Source organism: Kribbella jiaozuonensis (genome assembly GCF_005233875.1).
Lineage (GTDB): Bacteria > Actinomycetota > Actinomycetes > Propionibacteriales > Kribbellaceae > Kribbella > Kribbella jiaozuonensis.
Genome location: NZ_SZPZ01000006.1, coordinates 46618 through 66690, shown reverse-complemented (window position 1 = coordinate 66690; position 20073 = coordinate 46618). Strand labels below are relative to the sequence as shown.

Here is a 20073-nt window from a genome sequence, read left to right as displayed (position 1 = left end):
CGGAGCCTGTGGCCGCACGCGATGTGGGAGGCCGTCCGTGACCGCGGTCGGCATCAACTGACCGCGGTCACGGACGGAACCAGGCCCCGGAGCTGGGTTGCACAAGCCGGCGCGGCACAGGCCGACCCAACAAGCTCACCGACTTACAGCGAGCAGTTCACCAGGACGGGTTCGTTGATCAGGGTGATGCCGAAGGCCTGTTGGACCTGGGATCGGACGTGGGTGGCCAGGGTGAGGAGTTCTTTGGTGGTGGCTCCGCCTTGGTTGGTTAGGGCGAGGGTGTGTTTGGAGGAGACTGCGGCGGCGCCGATGGTGTAGCCCTTGGAGACGCCGGCGTGTTCTATCAGCCAGGCGGCGCTGGTTTTTACGCGGCCGTCGGGTTGGGGCCATTGGGGTGCGCCGGCGGGGACCTCGGCGGGGGTGTCGAGGATGGGGTTGGTGAAGAAGGAGCCGGCGCTCCAGGTGTCGTGGTCGAGCGGGTCCAGGACCATGCCTTTGCTGCGGCGTAGGCCGAGGACGGCCTCGCGGACCTCCGTCATCGGCGCGCGGGAGCCTGGTTCGACGTCGAGGACGCGGGCCAGTTCGGCGTACCCGACCTCCGCGGACAGGTCGCCCAGCGTCAGCTGGAACGTGACCTCGAGGACCACATACCGCGACGGATCCGCCTTGAAGCGGGAGTTGCGGTAGCTGAAGCCGCAGTCGGCGGCAAACACGGTGCGCACCTCGCCGGCCACCCGGTCGAACACCCGCACCGAAGCGATCGTCTCCGCGACCTCGTGCCCATAAGCCCCGACGTTCTGCACCGGTGTCGATCCAGTCAGCCCGGGGATCCCGGACATCGACTCGAGCCCGCTCCACTCCTCAGCGATCGCGCGCTGTACGACGCCGTCCCAGTCCTCGCCGGCGGCGATGTGCACCATCGCGCCGGAGCACATATCCGAATTGACCCGGATCCCCGACGTCGCGATCTTGATGACGGTCCCGCGGAACCCGTCGTCGCCGATCACCACGTTGCTGCCACCCGACAGCAACAGCACCGGTTCCTCGGCGGCGTCCGCGTCGCGGACCGCGGTGATCAGGTCGTCCTCGGTGCTGACCTCGACGAACTTGTCGGCCAACCCGCCGATCCGCAGCGTGGTGTAGTCGGCCAGCGACACATGCGTTCTCACTGGACGCGCACGACCGCCCTGGCCCGGCCGAGCACCTTCTCCTCGCCGGCAACCGCCGTGATGTCGATCTCGGCCCGCCCCTCCGCGACCTTGTCGACCTTCGCGGAGAACGTCACGTTCACACCCTTGTCGTCATCCGGTACGACGACGGGCTTGGTGAACCGCACGCCGTACTCGATCAGGTCGGCCGGATCCGGGATCCAGTCCGTGACGACGCGTACCGCGGACGCCATCGTCAGCATGCCGTGCGCGATCACGCCGGGCAGACCGAGCGCGCCGGCCATCCGGTCGCTCCAGTGGATCGGGTTGAAGTCGCCGCTGGCCCCGGCATACCGGACCAGGTCGTCGCGCCGGAACGTGACGGTCAGCGGCGGAAGCTCGGTGCCTACCTCGATCACGATTCACCCCGGTTGTGCGAGATCGTCGACGTCGACGTGGCGATCGGGTCGCCGTCGACGGTGGTCAGGGCGGTCTCGTACATGATCACCTCGACGTCACCGGCCTTGCGGACGGTGGTGATGGTCGCGGTCGCGGCGATGTCGTCGCCGGCCTTGATCGGGCGGGTGTAGCTGAACTTCTGCGCGCCGTGCACGATCCGGTCCAGCCGCAGGCCGAGCTCCTCGTCGTTCAGCAGCTGCTCCAGCGCGCGGCTGCCGAGCATGAACGCGAACGTCGGCGGCGCCACCGCGTCATCACCGCGGTACGCCGGGTTGGGGTCGCCGATCGCATCGGCGAACTCGCGGATCTTCTCCCGGCCGACCTGGTAGGACTCGGCGGCCGCGTAGCTCCGGCCGACCATCGTGGCGTCGATCGTCATATCCCCGAAGCCTACTGGCAGACTGGGCCCCGGGTTTCCGCCGCCCACGATGCCAGAAGGGTTTGATCAGGTGACGGCAGTGGCGGCGCTCGCGAAATACGCCCCGCGGTACCAGCTCGAGGTCGGTGCGCCGGAGGGCGACGAATGGCTGCGCGTGGACCGGATTCTGGAGCCCGGCAGCCCTGAGCTCACCGAGCTGCTCAAGCGTGACGACGAGGCCAGCAACCACCGCACCGCCCACGCGAACGCGCTGAGCATGCTCTCGTTCTACGCCGGCCGCGCACCTGCGACCGCGCTGCTGCTCTGGGCGCTGGAGGGCCGCGTCCTCGACATCCGCCCGCAGAACCTCTGGGTCCGCCCACACGAGGGCCACGGCATCGCAGCGGTCGCCATACGCTCCGCCACCTTCCTCCCCGGCGGGCTGGAGACGCTGTACGACGTCGTACTCCGCCAGCACCTGCTCGCGCTGTCCGAGGAGCTGCACCAGCGGACGCGGGCCGGGCTTCGCCAGCTCCACGGCGGAGTCGCGGCCGGATGCGCGATGGGTTTCTGCGCGGCGACCCGCGAGGAGGTCACCGTGCGACCGGAGTACCTGCTCGACCGTTGGCGCACCTTCTCCACCAAAGCGCCGGGTGGACTGGCGAGACTCGGAGAGGTGGAGATCGCCGCCGGGAAGCTCGTCTACCTGCGCAACACCTGCTGTCTGTACTACACGAGCGAGGTCGGCAAGGGCACGCTCTGCGGCTCCTGCTGTCTCACTCCGCGTGACGAGCGTCTCACCGCCTACGAGGGCGGCCGCCCGATCCTGACCGTTTGAGGGCACAGCAAAGGGCCGCTTCGGCAATCCGAAGCGGCCCTCGCGAAGATGCTGAGGTCAGCGGGTCTCGCGGTGGTCGGTGTGGTCGTTGCACCGGTGGCAGTACTTCTTCAGCTCAAGACGGTCCGGGTCGTTGCGCCGGTTCTTCTTGGTGATGTAGTTCCGCTCCTTGCACACCGTGCATGCCAGCGTGATCTTCGGGCGGATGTCGGTCGACTTGGCCACTGCTACCTCTTCATGTAATGAGTACGCAACTTGGGTGATCGCACTCTCGAAAGAACTGATTCGGTAGCGGGGGCGGGAGTCGAACCCGCGACACCACGATTATGAGCCGTGTGCTCTAACCACCTGAGCTACCCCGCCGGGTGAGGTGAGCGATCCCACCCGAAGGTGGGATGCCGTTCTCCGAGCCCCTTTACGGAATCGAACCGTAGACCTTCTCCTTACCATGGAGACGCTCTGCCGACTGAGCTAAAGGGGCGGGCCGAGGAGAGAGATTACACGGTCCGCCACCCCGATGTGAAATCGAGCCGGCCGACCCTGCGTGCCCCTCAGTCCGTCCCGGAAAGCATACCGGTTCCGCGGAGTGCTTCTGACCAGATTTTCACCCGGATCCGGATGTCGAGAGGGCCCGGGCGGCTCCGTCGTACCAGTAGGACCCAGAAGAAGGAAGGACAGCTATGACTGCAATGCCGACAGTTGTCTCGGCCGAGGAGTGGGAGAAGGCTCGTGCGGAGCTGCTGGTCGCGGAGAAGGCGGCCACCCGGGAGCAGGACCGGCTCGCCGCGCAGCGCCGGCGGCTGCCGATGGTCGAGTTCGGGGAGTACACGTTTACCGGGCCGGACGGGCCGGTGACGCTGCGGGAGCTGTTCGGCGACCAGCAGCAGCTCGCGCTCTACCAGTTCATGCACTCCGGCCCGGACCACTTCTGCCCGGGCTGCACGCACTTCACCAAGCACGTCAGCAACCTCGACCTGCTGGAACGGAGCGGCCTGGCCTGGGCGACCGTCTCTGACATGCCGATCGACCAGATGGCCGGCTACTGGACCAAGATGGGCTGGGACATCCCGTTCGCCTCATCTGCGGGTACGTCGTTCTCCGCCGACTGCGGCGCGGGCGGCGGGTTCCTGCTCAACATGTTCCTGCGTGACGGCGACACCGTGTACCGCACCTACTCGACCGGCTCGCGCGGCGTCGACCGTCTGCTGTTCGTGAACCACCTCCTCGACCACGCGCCGTACGGCCGCCAGGAGGACTGGGAGGACTCCCCCGAAGGCTGGCCGCAGGAGCCGACGTACGGCTAGGACCAGACGCGGCTCGGGTACGACGAGCGCAGTACTGGCATGACCTCAGTGACGAAGGTCTCGACGGACTCCCGGTTCTCGTCCTCCGGGAGTCCGGCGACCTCCAGCGAGATGCCGGACAGCTCGTGGCCAAATGCCTCCTGGTACCGGCCGAACTTGTCGATCACCTGCTCCGGCGACCCGACCAGCACCGATCCGCCCTCGAGGAACTCCTCCAGCGTCCGGAACGGCAGCTGGTTGTGCCGTGCTCCCGGTGAGTCCATGAACGCGTCGAAGATCGGCCGGTACCCCTCGACCGCCTCCTGCGAGCTCTTCCGCACGTAGAGCCCGTTGAACCCCGCTCCGACGACAGCGTCCGCGGGATCGCGCCCGTACGCCTCCCAGCGCTCCCGGTAGTGCCGGATCAACCCGGCGTACTTCTCCAGCGGGTGGAACCCGTTCGCCGAGAACAGCGGGTCTCCCCACTTGGCCGCCAGCTCGGTGGACTCCGTCGACGACGCCGACCCGTGCCAGAGCGGGATGCCGTCCGCTCGGTACGGCCGGGGCTGCGTGGTCGCGTCCGTCAACGCCGGGCGGTACTGACCCGACCACGACACCCCGGTCTCCCGCAGCAGCCGCCGCAGCAGCTCGTACTTCTCCCGGTTGCGGTCCCACTGCCCGTCCAGCTCGTACCCGAACAGCGCGTTCTGGTCCGGGTCGTTCCCCTTGCCGATGATGATGTCCAGCCGACCACCCGACAGCTGGTCCAGCGTCGCGTAGTCCTCCGCCACCCGCACCGGATCCAGCAGCGACAGAACAGTCACCGTGGTCAGCAAGCGGATCCGCGACGTCACCGCGGCGATATAGGACAGCACAACCGGCGGCGAGGAGGAGATGAAGCGCTGCGCGTGCCGCTCACCCACGCCGTACCCGTCGAAGCCCAGTTCCTCTGCCCACTGCGCCTGCCGTACGACGTGCTGGAACCGCTCCGCCGGCGTCAACTGCACCCCGCTGATCGGATCGGGCGAGTTGTCGATCAGCGTGTAGGTACAGAACCTCATCGGAGCTTCTTCTCACCCGCGGTGACAGGCAGACCCAGGCGGTTCCCGGCGACCGGCGCAGGGCACGTCCCGTACGCCGTGAACGCGAACGGCAGGTTGATCGTCCGGTTGAAGTCAATGACCACCGACCCGTCCCGCCCGACCGGTCCGGTCGTCACGGTCCGCCAGGGTGCCGTCTCCTCGCCGTTCGTCTTGTCGTGGAAGGACAGGTTCAGCCGCCCGTCCCCCGCAGCAGTCGCGACCAGTTCGTACGCCGTACCGCCCAGCGCGACGTGCACCGCGCCGACCACGGTCACGTACTGCCGCAGATCCTCCCGCGCGGTCGACACCTCTACCCGCTGCGGCTTCGCGATCGGCGTGAAGTACCCGGTCACGACCCAGCGATCATCCAACGGGTACGTCGGTACGCCGCTGAACTCCTGCCTCGTCGCAGCACGTGGGTCCCGCTGCCGTACGGCGTACCGCCCGCCGCGGAGCACCAGCTCGACCAGGCGATCGCCGTACAGCAGCCAGCTGAGTGAACCGGCTTCTGCGACGCTGGCCGACACTGTGCCGTTCACGGGCTCGCCGCTGAGCGTCAGCTGCCCGTCGGCCGTCACGTGGGCACGCTGCTCGTCGGACCACCAGATGCCTGGCAGGCCGCGCAGTGCGACCGGTGAGGTGGGCAGCCAGTCGAAGGCGACGACGGACAGCCAGCCGTAGTCGGTGTCCAGGTCGCGTTCGCGGGCCGCGTGCCAGGTGTGCCAGTCCTGCTCGAGATCGGAGACGACGGTCATGAGGCCTTCCTCTGTTCGCGGTGGGCTACCTCGGAGCGGACCAGCGGGATGACGTACCGGCCGAAGTCGATCGCGTCGTCGTAGATGTCGTAGCCGCGGGCGGAGAAGATCCGGATGCCGAGGTCGTAGTAGTCGAGCAGCGCGGCCGCGACGGTGTCCGGCGTACCGACGAGGGCTGTCGAGTTGCCGCCGCCACCGGTGACGCCGGTCGGCGCGGTCCACAGCGCGCGGTCGTGCCGCTCGCCTTCCGCGACGGCCTTGAGCAGTCGCTGGGAGCCGGCGTTCTCCGGCGTCTTCGAACGGAGTCGGGTCGGGGCCGGTCCGTTCTTGATCCGGCCGAGGATGCTCTCCGCCTTCTCCCAGGCGAGTTCCTCGGTCGGCGCGATGATCGGCCGGAACGCGATCTGGATGGTCGGGCGGTCCGCGCGGCCTGCCTTAGCCGCCTCGGCGTCGATGGTGGCGAGCTGTTCGCGGGTCCCGGCGAGCGGTTCGCCCCACAGCGCGAAGATGTCCGCCTCGGCGGCACCGACGGCGTACGCCGCAGCGGACGAGCCTCCGAACGAGATCCGCGGCCGCGGTTGCTGGAGCGGTTTGATGTCGGCCAGGAACTGCTCGAAGCGGTAGTGCTCGCCGTTGAAGTCGAAGCGCTGATCGGACGTCCAGGCCTGCTTGAGGATCTGGATGAACTCGCGGGTCCGCCCATAGCGGTCGTCCTTCGCCAGGAAGTCGCCCTCGGCGGCCTGGTCCGCGGTCGAGCCTCCGGTGATCACGTGTACTTCGAACCGGCCGCCGCTGAGGTGGTCCAGTGTCGCGAACGTCTTCGCGGTCAGCGTCGGGTAGGCGACGTTCGGCCGGTGCGCGACGACCAGGTTGATGTGATCGGTACGGCCGGCGACGTACGCCGCGACCTGCGACGGATCGGGCGAGCCGGAGTGATAGGCGAAGAGGATCCGGTCCCAGCCGTTGTCCTCGTGGGCGCGGGCGAGTTTGGACGTGTACTCGAGGTCCAGCGGGCCGCCGGTTCGCGGCGTGACCTCGCTGGCCGGGTTGGTCCCGGCGATACCCAGGAACTCAACTGGCATGGCGTTCTTCCTTCCGTACGGTAGGTGCGAGCAGCTTGAGCAGGTCCCGGGCGACGGCGTCGTTCTGCCGGAAGCCGGGACCGTTGAAATGCGGCCGGGAGAACCCGGACGAGCCGGCCGAGCCCGACACGGACGGCCCGAGCAGGAACAGCGCTTCGTGCGTGGAGCCGTCGGCACGGATCGCGCGACACTGCGAGTCGGCCTTGAGTTGACCGCCGCCGAGACTCGTCCCGTCGGCCGCGAACAGTTCATCGGCCGCGAGTGCGCCGGAGTCGAGCAGACCGCGCAACAACGGATCAGTCGTCGCGAGTACGTCGGGCCGCGGCAACCGCGCTTCGACGAACGCCCGGGCCTGGATCTCCCCGTCAACTCCGGGGCTCTTGGCAACGAAATGGTCGTTGTCGATAGCAACGTCCAGATCGGGCCCGGCGAACCGCACGATCCCCGCCCGGTGCAATGCGAGCAGTTCCTCCAACCGCCGCGGCGGCGGCCCACTGGCCACGAACGAGAAGAACCCATGCCACTCGGTCTCGACCTTGCGCACCCGGTCCTCGTCCGACAACTGCCCTTCGGTGATCGCCCGCGACAACACACTGTAAATACTCAGCAAGGCGTTGAACACCGCCAGATCCGCCGAGTACGCCGGATCCGCCCGCCGGACCAGATCACCTTCGATCAGCCCGGTCATGAACCGCTCGAAGCCCGCGCGGTCCTCGAACGATCTCCCGGCCAGCGGCCGGTCGATCTCCGAGCGGACGAACCGGTCCGCCGGATCCGGCACCGCCGAAGCGGCTACGGCCTCGAAGCCCGGCGTCCACTCGTCCAGCGCGTTCTCGAACTCCGTCCACGAGCCGACGACTCGTTCAGGGTGGGCGGTGAACAGTTGCTTGTAATGGGCGTACGCCAGCTCCTTGTCGATCAACGGCGCAACATCGCGATCGAAGTCGAGCAGTCCGTCGCCAAGAGCCTCGGCAGTCAGATACCGCGTAGGCACCGGCTTCGTGCCGGCGACGGTGTAGCCGAGTTTCGCGTGATACGGCACGCCGCGCCGCGAGCCGACGTACAAGATCGGCTCGTCGCCCGACGGGTGGTAGGTGAGCAGCCCCTCGCACTCGTCGTACCAGCCGCCGCGCCCCTCGGTGAGCAGCACCATCAGGTCGATGAACGCCTGCCCGAACCCCCGCACAATGACCGGCGACTTCGGCCACAACCCGTCGAGGTCGACGTCCGCCGTGTAACCGGGCGGGATGTAGGTCAGCCCCGCATCCGCTGCCTGGGCCGCCCACGCCGACTCCGATGCCGTGGGCAACCGATCCAGGTAGCCGAGGGCAAGGATTACCGCGTCGGCCGCGATCTCCCGGCCTGACTCGAGAACCACCCGCTGGTCCGCGGTGAGCTCGACCGCCCGCTCGCGATGGGTGGTCACGGTCGCGGGGAGATCGCGGACGACGCGCTCCCACACCCACGCCAGGTACTCCGCCTGCACCAGCCGCGGTGGGAAGTCCATCGGCCCCGGCTGCTCCAGCCCGGCCTTCTCCAGGATCACCGCACCCTCACCGGCGACCCAGGTCGCGAGGTCCGGACCCGGCACGATCGGTCCGTCGCAGTCGACCGACTCGTCGGTGAAGATCGTGACGTCCGACGTCATCGAGTTCATCCACAACAGCCGCGACTGCTCCCGCCGCCAGATCCGCCCACCACCGACCGGATACGGATCCACCACATGGATCTCGACGTCGCGCCCGTCGAGCAGGTCCGGCGCGCTGGCCGCGAACCGCTCGAGCAGCCCGACGGTCCGCGGCCCGCCGCCGACGAACACGATCGTTGCCGGCGGCTCCTTCCAGGGATGCAGCTCGGCCACGCTCATACCTGCAGCCCGAGGTTCGAGCGCAGCGTCGTACCGGCGTACTCCTGGCGGAAGACGCCGCGGTCGCGCAGGAGTGGCACCACCCGGTCGACGAAATCATCGAGGCCGGAGGGCGTGAGATGCGGGACGAGGACGAACCCGTCGGCGGCATCCTCCTGGACGTGGTGGTTGATGGCCTCGGCGACCGTGGCCGGCGAACCGATGAACGTCTGCCGGTTCTGCTGGTTGATCACGGTCTGCCGCAGCGACCAGCCGTGCGCCTCCGCCTGCGCCCGCCACTCCGCGACGATCGGGAACGGATCGTTGTACCCGACCCGCCCCTGCGTCACCGACGAACCCACCACCGGATCCTCGGCCGGCAACGGACCATCCGGGTCGTACGCCGAGAGGTCGCGTCCCCACAGCAGTTCCGCAAGGACAAGCGCGGTCGGACCGGACACCTGCTGTTCCCGGATGTACGCCGCCTTGTCGACCGCCTCGTCGTCCGTGTCGGCGACCACGACCGTCACAGCGGGCATGATCTTCAGCGAGTCCTCGGTCCGCCCGTACTTCGACAGCCGCGACTTCACGTCCTTGTAGAAGGTCTTCCCGGCCTCGAACGTCCCGTGCCGGCTGAAGATCACATCCGCGTCGGACGCCGCGAACTCCCGCCCCTGGTCGCTGTCACCCGCCTGGATGATCACCGGCCGCCCTTGCGGTGACGGCGGCAGGCCGAACTGCCCGCGGATGTCGAAGTGCGCGCCTTCGTCCGCGAAGGCCCCAGCGCCCTCGCGGGCGAACGCGCCCGTCGCCTGGTCGAGGACCAGCTGGTCCTCGCTCCAGGAGTCCCAGAGTTTGCGTACGATCCGCAGCGATTCCTGGGCGCGGACGTACCGATCCGCCTTGTCGAGGTACCCGCCGCGGCGGAAGTTCTCGCCGGTGAACGCGTCCCATGACGTCACGACGTTCCACGCCGCGCGACCGCCGGACAGGTGGTCGAGTGTGGACAGCCGCTTCGCCAGTTCGTACGGCTCGTTGAACGTCGAGTTCACCGTCGCCGCCAGGCCGAGGTGCGTGGTGACGGCAGCCAGTGCGCTGAGCACGGTCAACGACTCGGGCCGCCCGACGACGTCGATGTCGTGGATCTTGCCCTTCACCTCACGCAGCCGCAGCCCCTCGGCCAAGAAGAAGAAGTCGAACGTGCCCCGCTCGGCCGTCTCCGCCAAGTGCCGGAACGAACTGAAGTCGATCTGCGAGCCCGCCTGCGGATCCGACCAGACGGTCGTGTTGTTGACGCCCGGGAAGTGCGCGGCCAGATGAATCTGCTTGCTCATCGCTCGCTCCCCACGTACCTGTTCGCCGGCCGCCCCAACCCGAGCCGGCCCCGCAAACTCCCACCGCGCTCCGCCGGCCCCACCAACCCGCGCTCCCGCAACCGCGGCAACAACTCGTCCGCAATCACGGGCACATCCAGCTCGAGCGACGCGGGCCGGAGATGTACACCGTCAGCCCCGGCCAATCCCTCAATCAGCTCGACAAGCCCATCCACCCCGTCGAGATGAGGCCGCACCTCAACCGACACGATCACCAGCGCGTTCAGCTGCGCGGGTACTTCGTCGACCAGGACAAGGTCGGCATCGGCCGCTGCTTCGAGAGCCTCGGGGCTGCTCACGCGGATCGCCGTGATGGGATGCCCCTGCGGCGGACGAGGAACGATCGACGGACCCTTGATGTCGAACGACGGCGACTCGAACTCGACGTAGTGCAGTTTCTCGCGGTCGACGTACCGCCCTGTGGAGGCGTCGCGGATGATCGCGTCGTCCTCCCAGGAATCCCACAAGCGGCGGCTCACGTCCACGACGTACCGCGCCTCTCGCCACGTCTCCGCAGCAGGGGCAGGCTGACGGCGGCCGACGACCGCTGCTGCGGCGGCCGATGACGACACGTCCGCGACCCAGCCACCGCGTCCGCCCGAGACATGATCGAGCGTCGCCACCGAGGCCTGCACGTGGAACGGCTCGGTGTGCGTGACAGTGATCGTCGGCAACAGCCCGATCCGCTCGGTCAACGGCGCGATCCGCGCGGCCAGCCCCAGCGCGTCCAGCCGCACACTCACCCGATCGGGTACGTCGTCCGGCGCCTCCAACGCGTCGACGAACGTGACGAAGTCGACCCCGGCCGCCTCCGCCCGCTGCACCGCCCGCAACGCCAACTCACCGGTGAGAATCGCCCGCGGATCAACCTCAGCTCCACGCCACGCAGCCGGATCCGTACCCGCACCATCGATCTCGAGACCAACGATCATGACGCCACCTTCAATGCCACCGGAATCTCCTTCGTGAAGGGCAGCGGACCGATCGACTCGGGATCGACCGACGTGTCGAACTGCGGCTCGAAACCGGCCGCGAGATACAACGCAGCCGCTTCCGGCTGACGCGGTCCCGTTGTCAGGTACAGCCGCCGATACCCGAGATCCGCAGCGGCCGCCTCCAACTCGGCCAGCACGCGACGGCCGAGCCCTTGCCGCCGATGCAGATGCGAGGTCCACATCCGCTTCACCTCGGCGGTCTCGTCGTCGTACCGACGGATCGCGCCGCCGGCCACCGTCTGACCGCCGTACCGCAGCAGCACGAACGCCCCGCCGCTCTCGACGTGGAAGTCGGACGCCGGTACTTCGGTCAGCTGCGTGTTCGCGTTGGTCCGCCCGTACCGGCTGCTGTATTCGACCACGAGATCCGCCAGCAGCGGCGCCGCCGCTGGATCCTCGGGCCGCACCCGGACCGCCTCGACCGCAGCGAGCTGCACCGGCCCGCTCTCGACGACCTGCTCGCCCTCGACGGTCGCGAGAAACGCCTCGGTCACCTGGTACAGCGGCACGGACGCCGCCTGATCGAGCAGGACCCCGCCCCCGTCGTACAAGTGGATGTGCGACGACAACACGAACCAGCCCTGGCCGATCGCCCCGGCGCCGAGACTTGTCAGCACCGGGCGCAGCGCGTAGTCGATCACCAGCACGTGCGCCGGCGTACCGCCCGTTGCCAGCGGCAACACTGTCTTGCCCTTCAGCGCGTACTGCGGGAGCAGGTCGAGGAACACCTTCAACAGACCGGAGTACGCCGCCTTGTAGACCGGCGTCGTGACGACGACCGCGTCCGCAGCCTCGAGGATCGCGGCCGCCGCGGCGATCGCCGGATGATCGGCCTGACCTCGCACCAACGGCTCGGCCGGCAGGTCGCGCAACACGATCGGCGTGACGGTATGGCCGTGGCTGATCAGGCGCTTGGTGACATATTCGAGAACGGCATCCGTGCGGGACGGTACCGACGGACTGCTCGAGAGGGTTGCAATGGTCGCCATCGAGTTCTCCTATTTCTTCGGCAGACCGGGCGGGTTGATCAACGACTTCGGGACGGCCTCGGCCTGCAGGCCCCACTTGGCCAGGACCTTGGCGTAGCTGCCGTCGGCGATCGCCGCGTTCAGCGCGTCGGCGAGCGGCTTGACCAGGCCGTCGTCCTTCTTGGTGGTGATCCCGACGAGACCCTGCACGGGGTAGCTGGACGAGACCGTGCCGACGATCTCGGTCTGGTGCTGCGTCGCGACGTGGTACGACGCGTTCGGGTTCGGGCCGAGGTACAGGTCGATTCGGCCGGACTGCAGGGCGAGGTAGGTGTCCGCGGCCTGCTGGTAGTACTTGAGGTTGGCGGGTTTGCGGCCGGCTGCGACGTTCTGCTTGTTCCAGTCGACGAGGATCGCCTCCTGAAGCGTGCCGGAGCTGACCGCGACGGTCTTGCCGGAGATGTCGGCCGGACCGGTGATCTTCAGCCCCGAGCCCTTCTTTGCTTCGAAGGCATGCAGGCCGAGCCGGTACGTCGCGAAGTCGTACTTCTCCTTGCGCAGCTCGGACACGCCGATGTTCGAGATCCCGACCTGGTACTTGCCGGAGTCGAGCCCGAGGAACAGGTTCTCCCAGCTGGTCGTGTCGATCTCGGGCTGCAGCCCGAGCACACTCGCGACCAGGTACGCGATGTCGATCTCGACCCCGATCGGCGTCTTGTTGTCATCCGCCGTAAACCCGAGCGGCGGCAAACCTCCACCCGCGGACCCATTCCCCACCACCAGCTTCCCGCTGTCCCGCACCGCAGCCGGCAACTCAGCCACAATCGCTTCCACCTTCGACGAGGTGATGTGCGTCTGCTTCGCAGACGTGTCGAACGCAACCTGCGACGCGTCGCCATCCTTCGGCGCCGGGCTGGTCTGCGGGTCGGCACAGCCGGCCAGCACCAGCAGCACCGCCACGAGCCCCGCACTTACCCGCGCCGCCACCCCGCGGCCTCCGGCCGCGCGCCTCTCCCCCGCCCGGCGCCCCGAAGGGGCGGCGGGGGTCTTCTGTCGTTCAGTCATCGTCATTCCTCAGCTCGTCAGTGGGAGGCCGGGTGGGTTGATTTCGGAGGTGGCGACGGCTTCGCTGGAGACGTTCCAGCGGGCGAGGACCTTGGCGTAGCTGCCGTCTGCGATGACCGCGTTGAGCGCCGCTTGATAGGCCTTGACCAAGCCGTCGTCCTTCTTCGTCGTCGCGGCGATCAGGCCCTGCAGCGTCGGACCGGCGCCGGAGAACTTGCCGATGGTCTCGGTCTCGCCGGAGGTCTTCACGTGGTACGCGATCGACGGGTTCGGGCCGAGGTACGCATCGATCCGCCCGGAGCTCAACGCCAAGTACGTGTCGGTGTTCTTCTGGAAGTACTTGATCGTTGCCGCCGGCAACCCAGCCTTGACGTTCGCCTCGTTCCAGTCGACCAGGATCTTCTCCTGGTTCGTCCCGGACCCGACCGCGATCGTCTTCCCGGCGATGTCCTTCCCGCCGCTGACCCGCCAGGTCCCGCCCTTCTTCGCCTCGAACGCGATGTCGTCCTTCCGGTACGTCGCGAAGTCGTACTTCTGCTTCCGCTTCTCCGTCACCGTGATGTTCGAGAACCCGACGTCGTACTTCCCGGAGTCGAGCCCGACGAACAGGTTCTCCCAGCTCGTCACCTCGATCTCCGGCTTCAGCCCGAGCGCCTGGGCGACGAGGTACGCGATGTCGACCTCGAGCCCGATCGGGGTCTTGTTGTCATCGGCGTAGAACCCGAGCGGCACACTGCCCGACCCAAACCCACCGCCGACGATCAAGGTGCCGCGATCACGGACCTTCGCCGGGACCAACGCGGCGGCGGCATCGTTCTTGCTGGTGGTGATGCGGTTCTGATCGGCCGAGGTATTCACACCGGTGTCGGAGGCGGCGACGGCCTGGGGATCGCCGGCGCATCCGGCCAGCGCCAGCGCGAGTGCTGCGGCTCCGGCGAGAACGGCGTACAGAGAACGTTTCATCAGAGGACCTTCGAGATGAAGGCGCGAGTGCGCTCGTGGACAGGGTTGTCGAGGACCTCGCGCGGCGGACCCGATTCGACGATCCGGCCGCCGTCGATGAAGACCACCGTGTCGGCGATCTCCCGGGCGAAGCCGATCTCGTGGGTGACGACGACCATCGTGGCGCCGTCGCGGGCGAGCTCCTTGATCACGTCGAGGACCTCACCGACCAGCTCGGGATCGAGCGCGCTGGTCGGCTCGTCGAACAGCAGGACCTTCGGTTTCAGAGCCAGCGCACGAGCGATCGCGACCCGCTGCTGCTGACCGCCGGACAACTGCCGCGGATACACATCAGCCTTGTCACCGACACCGACCCGCTCGAGCAGCTCCCGCGCATACGGCTCGACCTCGCTGCGCTTGCGGCGCTGCGCCGACACCGGCGCCTCGACCACGTTCTGCAGCACGGTCAGATGCCCGAACAGGTTGAAGGTCTGGAACACGAACCCGACCTGCGACCGCTGCCGCAGGATCTCCCGCTCGCGCAGCTCGTGCAGTTTGTTGCCGCGCCGCTTGTACCCGATCAACTCGCCGTCGATCTTGATCAGCCCGCGATCCACCTTCTCCAGATGGTTGATCGACCGCAGCAACGTCGACTTGCCCGATCCCGACGGCCCGAGGATCACGGTGACCGCACCCGCCGGTACGTCGAGATCGATGCCCTTCAGTACTTCGAGTTCGCCGAAGCTCTTGTGCACACCCTTGACGTCGATCATCGTGACGTCCCGCGGGCGAAGCGGCGCTCGACGTAGTACTGCACGATCGACAGCAGCGTGGTCAGCACGATGTACCAGACCGTCGCGACCATCAGCAGCGGCACGACGCGACTGTTGCGGCCGTAGATCACCTGCACCTGGTAGAAGAGCTCGGGGATCGCCATCACCGAGACGATCGACGTGCCCTTGAACAGGCTGATCACCTCGTTCGCGCCGTTCGGCAGGATCGACCGCATCGCCTGCGGCAGCACGATGCGGAAGAACTGCCGGATCCGTGGGATCCCCAACGCGGCCGCGGCTTCCAGCTGGCCGGCGTCGACCGAGATGATCCCGCCGCGGATGATCTCGGCGGCGTACGCGGCCTGGTGCAACGCGAGCCCGAGTACGGCGGCACCGAGCGGACCGAACAGGTTGTTCGTGCTGAAATGCACGAACTCCGGGCCGAACGGGACGCCGATGCTCAACTCCTTGTACAGATAAGCGATGTTGAACCAGAACAGCAGCTGCACGATCAACGGGATCGACCGGAACGCCCAGATGTAGCCCCAGGCAACTACTTGCAGGAAAGGGCTGCTGGACAAGCGCATCGAGGCGAGTACGGCGCCGAGCACGAACCCGAGCACCGTGCCGTACACGGTCAGCTGCACGGTCACCCAGAGCGCGGAGAAGATCGTCCTGGTGGCGAAGAACTGGAAGAACGTCGGCCAGTCCCAGCCCGGGTTCGTGGCCAGACCGTGCACGAACATCGCCAGCAGGACAAGGACAACGGCGACCCCGACCCAGCGCCACGGGTGCCGGCGGGCGACAACGGGCAGGTCGGCGTCAAGCGGTACTGCGGACGTCGGCGGGCCGGACGCGCCGGACACAGACGTGACTGAAGTAGTGGACACGATGAGACTCCCTGGCGGTGGGCAGGCTTCGCGGACGTCCGGAACGGGACGTCTCAGCGGTACGAGAAGGGGTTCAGCTCAGCGCAGACAGAGCGCGCTGGAGACCCGGAGAAGGTCGATGTGGAGGCGGTAGTACGGCGGCTTGCGCGTCATCTCCGTCTCCTCTCGTCGCTCGTGTCATTTCAGTATGGAACGCCGGTGAAAGTTTAGTAAGTGGGTCGACAAAGCTCTCAATATATGGACGGCTTATACCGGTCCGGAGGGCCTGCGCGGCGCCAATCGGCCGGTGATCCGCGTCACGCCGATAGTTGAGTCTTCACTCGGCAGGTTCACGCCTGAGCGCGTACAAGGCGGCAGGACGGCCTCACTGAGCGTGTTCGATTTCGTTGATCTGATCGCAACCTGTGTTTGAGGCGCTTGAGACGCCCTCGTTATGGTCGTTGAGGTCGCCGTACCCCCTCGACGGCGAACGTCCCTCCCTGGAAGGTTTTCTCGTGCCTACTCACCAAGACGTGCCGGAAACAGATCGGCCGACGTCAAGTCGTCCGGCTGCGCCGCGCCGGGTGGCCAAGCACCGCTCCATCAGTCGACTCGCAACCCGCCGTACCCAGCTGATCGGTCTGACCGCCGCTCTGGCTGCCGCCGCCGGGACCACCGCCGTCGGGCTCAGCTCGTCCGCGGCCGGTCCGGCCGCCCCGAACGCGGGCACCGGCCTGAACCCCTCACAGGCCGGCGCTCTCACCTCCGCCCGGATCGACCGCCGCGACCTCGGGTCCCGGGACGCGTCCCGGATCGACCTGTCGCTGGCCACGGCCCAGAAGGCGGCGGCCGACAAGGCCGCCAAGCAGCGCGCCGCGAAGCTGGCCGCGAACGCGACGCTGACGCAGCGCCGGGCACTCGCCCTGGCCGCGGCGAAGGCGGCGTCGGCGAAGAAGGCGGCCGACTCGGCCAAGGCGCTGGCCGCGGCGAAGAAGGCGGCGATCGCGAAGGCGGCCGCCATCGCGAAGGCCGCGCCGGAGATCGTCCTGCCGACGACCGGGTACCACCTGACCGCCCGCTTCAACCAGGCCGGCGGCCGCTGGGCCCACAACCACACCGGTCTCGACTTCGCGGCACCGATGGGTACGCCGGTCCGTTCGGTGATGGCCGGCGAGGTCATCCAGGCCGACTTCGAAGGCGCGTACGGCCGCCAGGTCAAGGTCCGTCACTCCGACGGCACGGTCACGTCGTACAGCCACATGGAAGAGTTCGACGTCTCCGTCGGCGATTCGGTACAGGCCGGCACCATGGTCGGCCGCATCGGCATGACCGGCAACACCACCGGCCCCCACGTCCACTTCGAGGTCCTCCCCCACGGCGGCGCCCCCATCGACCCCGAACCCTGGCTCCGCGACCACGGCCTCAACCCGTAGATCAGCCCAAGCTGCTCCGCAACGGGCCACGGCGACCTGCTCGCTCGTGGTTCCGTCGCGGCTGAGCATCGGTGCGGCGAACAACAACTTCGTGGCCAAGCTGGGGACGAACTGCCCCGGCAGTGTCTACACCGCGGTCTGGAAGAGCACTCCGGTGGCAACCATGTACCCGGAGGGACGACTTCAGTTCCTGTACGGCGCTCGCGACGTCAGCTTCACGATCCTCGGTGAGGTCCCGCCGATCGGCACTGTCACCTTCAAGCCGGCCGGCGGTGCGACCGCCTTCGACGCTACATCCGGTGGGCCAACAAGCAGGTCCTGATCCAGTACCAGGACATCGGCACGTCGACGTGGAAGGGCCTCGCGTACGTCACCACCAACAGCGTGGGCCAGGTGACCTACAACTACTACCCGAACCGGACCCGCCGTTACCGCGTCTACGTGCCGGGGACGAGCAGCATCTGGAACATCTTCTCGCCGACCATCAGCCGCTAAAGCATCTTCGCCATGTCGAGGGCGGCTATCAGGTCGCCCTCGATGAGGAATTCGTTCGGGTGGGTGCCTTCTACTACGTAGCCGTGGCGTTCGTAGAGGCGGCGGGCGGGGGCGTTGGTGCTGTGGACGTGGAGGCTGATCTTGCGGGCGCCGCGGAGTACGCCCTCGGCCGCGGCTGCGTCCAGGAGTGCCGACGCGACCCCCAGCCGGCGTGCGGTCGGCGCGGTCGCGAGGCCGTTGATCGTCAGTACGCCGGCGCCCTCCGGGAACGGGTACTTGTCCTGCAACCGCAGGTACCCGACGACCTCCCCGTCGTACTCCGCCACCAGATGCGCATCCGGACCAGTCCGCGCGAAGAACGTGTCGGTCAGGGTGTCCTGGTACGACGGGAACCCCGACGACGCGTCCCACGAGACCTGCTCGATCGCGAGCAGCGCGGCATCGTCCTCCTCGACAGCACGTCGTACGGTCACCTGGCGGTCGGCTGAAGGTCGTTCGTCACTCACCGCACCATCCTCCCCCGCAGACCGGGCCAATCACTTGCCGGGTCAGGCATCCACCTCGGGCAGTACGACGGTCGCGGTCAGCCCACCGTCGACGTTCGCGACCAGCTCCAGCCGCCCGTGATGGACCTCGACGATCCGATCCACCAGTGCGAGCCCCAACCCGTGCCCGGCGCCGTACCTGCTCTTCGCGAACGGTTCCACGAACGTCCGCACCACGGCCGGCTCGAGCACCGCCCCGTCGTTCCGTACGACGAGCCTCCCGCGCCCGACCGTGACCTCGGCGGCGCCGCCGCCGTGACGGATCGCGTTCTGCACCAGGTTCGTCACCAGCTGATGCAGCAGCACATCGTTGCCCTCCACAACGGACTCTTGGATGTCGGACGACAGCGTCACCCCGGACTCGGCCGCCTCCGCCGAGAGCGCCGGCCACGCGGACCGCAGTACCGCGGCAAGATCGACCGGGTCCAGCTCCACCTCGCGGTTGCTCAGCGCCGTCAGACTGAGCAGCGTCTCGACGATGTTGATCCCGCGCTGATTCGTCTCCGCCAGCCGCTTCACCAGCTGCGGCACGTCCTGATGCTCCGGATCCGCCTGCGCCACGTCGAGCATCGTCTTCATCACCGCGTGCGGGGTCCGCAACTCGTGCGAGGCGTTGGCCGCGAACCGCCGGTACTGCTCGAACGACTGCTGCAACCGCTCCAGCATCTCGTCGAACGTGTCCGACAGATCGGTGAACTCGTCCCGGATGCCGGTCAGCCCGATCCGATGATCGAGCGACCCGCTCGCCGCCTTCCGCGCCGCGGCGGTGATGTCCTGCAGCGGCTTGAGCATCCGGCCCGCGAGGAACCATCCGCCGACGAGCCCGATGATCGCCAGGAACCCCAGCGCCCATCCGGACAGCGTCACCACCAGGTGGAGGATCTCGCCGCGGGTCGGCGCGGGCTCTTGGTCGCGTGGGTTGGCGGCGGTGAGCGGGTAGTTCGGCACGATCCGGAAGACGAGCCAGATGATGCACGCGACCACGGCGCCGGCGACGACGAGCAGCCCCGCGTAGCTCAGCGTCAGCCGCAGCCGGACCGTCAGCCGCGGCCGCCACGTCATCAGCCGTTCGTCGCTCACGACTCACCGATCCGGTAGCCGACGCCGGGCACGGTGTGGATCACCCACGGATCCCCCAGCCGCTTCCGCAACGCCGAGATCGTGAGTCGTACTGCGTTGCTGAACGGGTCCGCGTTCTCGTCCCAGGCCTTCTCCAGCAGCGTTTCCGCGCTGATGACTCCACCTCGAGCCGCCATCAGCACCTCGAGTACGGCGAACTGCTTGCGCGCGAGCTTCACGTATCGGCCGGAGCGGTACACCTCGCGCCGGTACGGGTCGAGGCGCACTCCGGCGTACTCGATGATCGTCGGTGTGGCGGCGGCGGGTCGGCGTACCAGAGCTCTGAGGCGTACGACGAGCTCGCGCAGCTCGAACGGTTTGGTCAGGTAGTCGTCGGCGCCGAGCTCGAACCCGACGACCTTGTCGTCGAGATCGCCGGCCGCGGTCAGCATCAGCACACGGCATCCGATGCCTTGCGCAACAATCCGCCGGCAGACCTCGTCGCCGCTGATGCCGGGGAGATCGCGGTCGAGGACGACCACGTCGTACGCGTTGACCGTCACGGATTCCAGCGCGGCGTTGCCGTCGAACGCCAGATCGGCCGCGATCGCCTCCAGACGCAGCCCCGCCTGGATCGCCTCGGCGAGATAGACCTCGTCCTCGACGACCAGCACCCTCATAGCAACCATTGAACCAGGCCGCGTA

23 protein-coding genes and 2 tRNA genes are annotated in these 20073 nt (G+C 67.9%); 4 read left to right on the top strand and 21 right to left on the bottom strand.

The genetic code is table 11. The features are described from left to right. Positions 1 to 143: 143 nt before the first annotated feature. The 3 genes from FDA38_RS35590 to FDA38_RS35580 are packed head-to-tail and all read right to left on the bottom strand — an operon-like array spanning position 144 to position 1986. The gene (locus FDA38_RS35590) at positions 144 to 1169 is read right to left on the bottom strand and encodes a UDP-N-acetylmuramate dehydrogenase (protein WP_233715124.1); all 1026 of its coding nucleotides are present in this window, start codon (positions 1167 to 1169) and stop codon (positions 144 to 146) included. Further along, on the bottom strand, positions 1166 to 1570 hold the full coding sequence (locus tag FDA38_RS35585; RefSeq protein WP_137258602.1) for a MaoC/PaaZ C-terminal domain-containing protein: 405 nt from the start codon (positions 1568 to 1570) through the stop codon (positions 1166 to 1168). Before FDA38_RS35585 ends, FDA38_RS35590 begins: the two co-directional genes overlap by 4 nt. Then, entirely contained in the window at positions 1564 to 1986 is a 423-nt protein-coding gene (locus tag FDA38_RS35580; protein ID WP_137258601.1) for an FAS1-like dehydratase domain-containing protein, read from the bottom strand. The genes FDA38_RS35585 and FDA38_RS35580 overlap by 7 nt, the downstream gene beginning before the upstream one ends. A 70-nt stretch (positions 1987 to 2056) precedes the next feature. Between FDA38_RS35580 and FDA38_RS35575 the strand changes: the two genes are divergently transcribed. Next, a complete protein-coding gene (locus FDA38_RS35575) occupies positions 2057 to 2803 on the top strand; it encodes a DUF3175 domain-containing protein (RefSeq protein ID WP_233715122.1) in 747 nt (248 codons plus the stop codon). Between the two features lie 57 nt (positions 2804 to 2860). Here the strand turns inward: FDA38_RS35575 and rpmG are convergent, their stop codons facing one another. The 3 genes from rpmG to FDA38_RS35560 form a co-directional block, all read right to left on the bottom strand. Further along, positions 2861 to 3028 carry a 50S ribosomal protein L33 gene (gene rpmG / locus FDA38_RS35570; RefSeq protein WP_130384703.1) on the bottom strand — a complete coding sequence of 56 codons (168 nt, stop codon included), beginning with the start codon at positions 3026 to 3028 and terminating at the stop codon, positions 2861 to 2863. A gap of 64 nt (positions 3029 to 3092) precedes the next feature. Further along, positions 3093 to 3166, bottom strand: a tRNA-Met gene (locus FDA38_RS35565). Between the two features lie 45 nt (positions 3167 to 3211). Then, a tRNA-Thr gene (locus tag FDA38_RS35560) sits at positions 3212 to 3284 on the bottom strand. Between the two features lie 199 nt (positions 3285 to 3483). Between FDA38_RS35560 and FDA38_RS35555 the strand changes: the two genes are divergently transcribed. Continuing rightward, positions 3484 to 4107, top strand: coding sequence for a DUF899 family protein (locus FDA38_RS35555; RefSeq protein WP_137258600.1), 624 nt, complete (start codon positions 3484 to 3486; stop codon positions 4105 to 4107). Here the strand turns inward: FDA38_RS35555 and FDA38_RS35550 are convergent. The 12 genes from FDA38_RS35550 to FDA38_RS43730 form a co-directional block, all read right to left on the bottom strand. Next, on the bottom strand, positions 4104 to 5147 hold the full coding sequence (locus FDA38_RS35550) for an LLM class flavin-dependent oxidoreductase (RefSeq protein WP_137258599.1): 1044 nt from the start codon (positions 5145 to 5147) through the stop codon (positions 4104 to 4106). The two genes, FDA38_RS35555 and FDA38_RS35550, sit on opposite strands and share 4 nt — an antisense overlap. Then, positions 5144 to 5923, bottom strand: a complete 780-nt coding sequence (locus FDA38_RS35545) for a DUF1684 domain-containing protein (protein ID WP_137258598.1) — start codon at positions 5921 to 5923, stop codon at positions 5144 to 5146. Before FDA38_RS35545 ends, FDA38_RS35550 begins: the two co-directional genes overlap by 4 nt. Then, entirely contained in the window at positions 5920 to 7005 is a 1086-nt protein-coding gene (locus FDA38_RS35540) for an LLM class flavin-dependent oxidoreductase (RefSeq protein ID WP_137258597.1), read from the bottom strand. The genes FDA38_RS35545 and FDA38_RS35540 overlap by 4 nt, the downstream gene beginning before the upstream one ends. Continuing rightward, positions 6995 to 8872, bottom strand: a complete 1878-nt coding sequence (locus tag FDA38_RS35535) for an FAD/NAD(P)-binding protein (protein WP_137258596.1) — start codon at positions 8870 to 8872, stop codon at positions 6995 to 6997. The genes FDA38_RS35540 and FDA38_RS35535 overlap by 11 nt, the downstream gene beginning before the upstream one ends. After that, the gene (locus tag FDA38_RS35530) at positions 8869 to 10185 is read right to left on the bottom strand and encodes an NtaA/DmoA family FMN-dependent monooxygenase (protein ID WP_137258595.1); all 1317 of its coding nucleotides are present in this window, start codon (positions 10183 to 10185) and stop codon (positions 8869 to 8871) included. Before FDA38_RS35530 ends, FDA38_RS35535 begins: the two co-directional genes overlap by 4 nt. Next, positions 10182 to 11156, bottom strand: a complete 975-nt coding sequence (locus tag FDA38_RS35525) for an LLM class flavin-dependent oxidoreductase (RefSeq protein WP_137258594.1) — start codon at positions 11154 to 11156, stop codon at positions 10182 to 10184. The genes FDA38_RS35530 and FDA38_RS35525 overlap by 4 nt, the downstream gene beginning before the upstream one ends. Next, on the bottom strand, positions 11153 to 12208 hold the full coding sequence (ssuE, locus tag FDA38_RS43580; protein WP_137258593.1) for an NADPH-dependent FMN reductase: 1056 nt from the start codon (positions 12206 to 12208) through the stop codon (positions 11153 to 11155). The genes FDA38_RS35525 and ssuE overlap by 4 nt, the downstream gene beginning before the upstream one ends. 9 nt (positions 12209 to 12217) lie before the next feature. Further along, entirely contained in the window at positions 12218 to 13252 is a 1035-nt protein-coding gene (locus FDA38_RS35515; RefSeq protein ID WP_137258592.1) for an ABC transporter substrate-binding protein, read from the bottom strand. A 9-nt stretch (positions 13253 to 13261) separates the two neighbouring features. Next, entirely contained in the window at positions 13262 to 14215 is a 954-nt protein-coding gene (locus tag FDA38_RS35510) for an ABC transporter substrate-binding protein (protein ID WP_137258591.1), read from the bottom strand. Beyond that, positions 14215 to 14967 (bottom strand): amino acid ABC transporter ATP-binding protein, encoded by a 753-nt coding sequence (locus FDA38_RS35505; protein ID WP_137258590.1) that lies wholly within the window; start codon positions 14965 to 14967, stop codon positions 14215 to 14217. Before FDA38_RS35505 ends, FDA38_RS35510 begins: the two co-directional genes overlap by 1 nt. Beyond that, positions 14964 to 15857: an amino acid ABC transporter permease gene (locus FDA38_RS35500; protein WP_137258589.1), complete on the bottom strand. Its 894-nt coding sequence runs from the start codon at positions 15855 to 15857 to the stop codon at positions 14964 to 14966. The genes FDA38_RS35505 and FDA38_RS35500 overlap by 4 nt, the downstream gene beginning before the upstream one ends. Before the next feature lie 78 nt (positions 15858 to 15935). Beyond that, positions 15936 to 16010 (bottom strand): putative leader peptide, encoded by a 75-nt coding sequence (locus FDA38_RS43730; RefSeq protein ID WP_355483003.1) that lies wholly within the window; start codon positions 16008 to 16010, stop codon positions 15936 to 15938. Positions 16011 to 16351: 341 nt separating this feature from the next. Between FDA38_RS43730 and FDA38_RS35495 the strand changes: the two genes are divergently transcribed. Together FDA38_RS35495 and FDA38_RS35490 are read left to right on the top strand one after the other, a co-directional pair. Beyond that, positions 16352 to 17269 carry a M23 family metallopeptidase gene (locus FDA38_RS35495; RefSeq protein ID WP_233715121.1) on the top strand — a complete coding sequence of 306 codons (918 nt, stop codon included), beginning with the start codon at positions 16352 to 16354 and terminating at the stop codon, positions 17267 to 17269. A 46-nt stretch (positions 17270 to 17315) separates the two neighbouring features. Beyond that, the gene (locus FDA38_RS35490; protein WP_137258588.1) at positions 17316 to 17591 is read left to right on the top strand and encodes a hypothetical protein; all 276 of its coding nucleotides are present in this window, start codon (positions 17316 to 17318) and stop codon (positions 17589 to 17591) included. A 169-nt stretch (positions 17592 to 17760) separates the two neighbouring features. Here FDA38_RS35490 and FDA38_RS35485 read toward each other — a convergent pair whose 3' ends face one another. Genes FDA38_RS35485 through FDA38_RS35475 form a run of 3 tightly spaced genes read right to left on the bottom strand, consistent with a single transcriptional unit; the run spans position 17761 to position 20048 of the window. Continuing rightward, the gene (locus FDA38_RS35485; RefSeq protein WP_137258587.1) at positions 17761 to 18270 is read right to left on the bottom strand and encodes a GNAT family N-acetyltransferase; all 510 of its coding nucleotides are present in this window, start codon (positions 18268 to 18270) and stop codon (positions 17761 to 17763) included. Positions 18271 to 18312: 42 nt separating this feature from the next. Next, positions 18313 to 19389 carry a sensor histidine kinase gene (locus FDA38_RS35480; protein WP_202878002.1) on the bottom strand — a complete coding sequence of 359 codons (1077 nt, stop codon included), beginning with the start codon at positions 19387 to 19389 and terminating at the stop codon, positions 18313 to 18315. Further along, on the bottom strand, positions 19386 to 20048 hold the full coding sequence (locus FDA38_RS35475) for a response regulator transcription factor (protein ID WP_137258586.1): 663 nt from the start codon (positions 20046 to 20048) through the stop codon (positions 19386 to 19388). The genes FDA38_RS35480 and FDA38_RS35475 overlap by 4 nt, the downstream gene beginning before the upstream one ends. Positions 20049 to 20073: the final 25 nt, after the last annotated feature.